Genomic DNA, 2,141 nt, shown 5'->3' with positions numbered 1-2,141 from the left:
CCCTTTCGCGACACAAGGCCGCTCCCACAAGGAGCGCGTCAGCAGCGCCTCAATCGTGTTTTTTCATCAGGTGCGGCGACAGGTTCAGTTCCCGCCCGCGGCGCAGGCGAATGCGGCTGCGCCGCCAGAAGCGCACGCCCAGCCACAGCAGCAGCAGGCCGGCCACGGTGAGGATACCGGCCAGCGGTTTGTTGGCATTGAGCTCCGCCAGGGCAGGGTAGTTGCCCAGCAGGCCGGCGACGCCGGCCATTGCCAGCAGCACGCCAAGGGTCGCCAGCATGGCCGACAGGCCGGCCGCCAGGCGGGCGCCCCAGTTACGCGGTTCGCGCGGGCGCAGGCGCTTGGCGTCGAAACTGCCTTTGAGCTTCATTCCGCTCTCCTCTGTGGATATCCGGAATTCGACCTGGAGCCGCCCATCGGGTTCCGCCCGGCTGCCGGGCGGTTGTACCAGCCGATCAGATCAGGCTGGCGGTGGGGGCCACGCAAGCGAAGTTGTCGGCCATCACGGCCATTTCGCACTGGTGGATCTGCGCGGCCGGGATCACCCCATCCTTGAATGCCAGGTCGCGGGTCGCCGAAGCGTCTTCCACCAGGGTGCAGCGGTAACCATAGTCCTTGGCGCGGCGTACCGTGGTGCTGACGCTGGAGTGGCTCATGAAGCCGCAGACGATCAGGTCCAGGTGGCCCAGCGCCTGCAGGGTCTCATGCAGCTGGGTGTTCTTGAATGCATTGGGCATGCGTTTTTCGATGACGATTTCGCCTTCCAGCGGCTCCAGCCCCGGAATGAACTGGCCGGCCGGCCCTTGTGGATCGAAGCGGCCACCGACAGTGCCCAGGTGGCGAACGTGGATGATCGGACGGCCGCTCTTGCGCGCGGCGTCGAGCAACCTGGCGATGTTGGCCACGGCCTCGTCCATGCCCGACAGCGCCAGGGGCCCGCTGAGGTACTCCTTTTGCGCATCGATGATGATCAGGCTGGCGTGGCTCAGCTTGGCCGGCGGGTAGTCGCGGCCAGTGAGGCGAAACATCGTGGTTGGAACGGACATCAAGGGCTCCTTGGATAGGGCTTTTGTATACCTATTCTCCCCTGCCTTGGCGCCAATGGGAATGGTTGACAACGCAAGCGGCATGGTTACTGGCTTGTGGCTAGCCATTGGGTAAGGCAAAGGAACAAATGTGCGGGTGGGGCTGTTAGACTTTTGTCCGGTCTGAATTAGGAGTACCCCGTGATCACATCCCGCCTGCGCACGCTGCGCGACTACATCCGCTGGGCGGTCAGCCGCTTCCACGAGCACGACCTGTTCTTCGGCCACGGTGCCGACAACGCCTGGGACGAGGCCCGCCTGCTGGTACTGGGGGCGGTGCACCTGCCGTGGGAGGTGGCTGACAGCTACCTGGACTGCATGCTCGAGGACGACGAGCGGGTACGCCTGCAGCACCTGCTGAAGCGCCGTATCGAAGAACGCGTGCCGGCCGCCTACCTGCTGGGCGAGGCCTGGTTCTGCGGCATGTCTTTCATCGTCGACGAGCGCGTGCTGGTGCCACGTTCGCCGATTGGCGAGCTGATCGAGAAACGCTTCGAGCCGTGGCTGGCGAGCGAGCCGGCGCGCATTCTTGACCTGTGCACCGGTTCTGGCTGCATCGGCATCGTTGCCGCCGACGTGTTCCCCGAGGCCGAGGTAGTGCTGGCCGACCTGTCGTTCGAGGCGCTCGAAGTGGCCAACCAGAACATCGAACGCCACGGCCTGGACGGGCGCGTGTACACCGTGCAGGGCGACGGTTTTGGCGGTTTGCCGGGGCAGCGTTTCGACCTGATCCTGTCCAACCCGCCGTATGTCGATGCAGAGGACTTCGACGACATGCCGGCCGAGTATCACCACGAGCCCGAGTTGGGTCTGGCCTGCGGCAACGATGGCCTGGACCTGGTGCGGCGCATGCTGGCCGAAGCGGCGGATCACCTGACTGACAAGGGCTTGCTGATTGTCGAGGTGGGCAACAGCCAGGTGCATGTCGAGGCGCTGTACCCCGAAGTGGACTTTGCCTGGCTGGAGTTCGAGCGCGGCGGGCATGGGGTGTTCATGCTGACTGCCGAGCAGTGCCGCCAGCATCAGGAACTGTTCAAGGCCCGGGTCTGACTTCAG

At 64.9% G+C, this 2,141-nt stretch carries 3 protein-coding genes; 1 reads left to right on the top strand and 2 read right to left on the bottom strand.

Features of this window, described 5'->3' with window-relative positions:
* Positions 1–49: 49 nt before the first annotated feature.
* Together RYH74_RS11230 and RYH74_RS11225 are read right to left on the bottom strand one after the other, a co-directional pair.
* Positions 50–370 (bottom strand): hypothetical protein, encoded by a 321-nt coding sequence (locus RYH74_RS11230; protein WP_024086500.1) that lies wholly within the window; start codon positions 368–370, stop codon positions 50–52.
* 85 nt (positions 371–455) lie between these two features.
* Entirely contained in the window at positions 456–1,046 is a 591-nt protein-coding gene (locus RYH74_RS11225; protein WP_025338152.1) for a cysteine hydrolase family protein, read from the bottom strand.
* A gap of 180 nt (positions 1,047–1,226) precedes the next feature.
* On the opposite strand from RYH74_RS11225, the gene prmB reads away from it, so the two are divergent.
* On the top strand, positions 1,227–2,135 hold the full coding sequence (gene prmB / locus RYH74_RS11220; RefSeq protein WP_015269350.1) for a 50S ribosomal protein L3 N(5)-glutamine methyltransferase: 909 nt from the start codon (positions 1,227–1,229) through the stop codon (positions 2,133–2,135).
* The last annotated feature ends 6 nt before the right edge of the window (positions 2,136–2,141 follow it).

It is taken from the genome of Pseudomonas sp. LSJ-87, from assembly GCF_032971465.1.
Lineage (GTDB): Bacteria > Pseudomonadota > Gammaproteobacteria > Pseudomonadales > Pseudomonadaceae > Aquipseudomonas > Aquipseudomonas putida_Z.
The sequence above is the reverse complement of the archived record's forward strand: the minus strand, read 5'-3'. Positions and strand labels throughout refer to the sequence as shown.

Excerpts from the sequence above, each read along its gene's own strand:
- RYH74_RS11230 (WP_024086500.1), bottom strand. The coding sequence starts at position 370 with ATGAAGCTCAAAGGCAGTTTCGACGCCAAGCGCCTGCGCCCGCGCGAA.
- RYH74_RS11225 (WP_025338152.1), bottom strand. The coding sequence starts at position 1,046 with ATGTCCGTTCCAACCACGATGTTTCGCCTCACTGGCCGCGACTACCCG.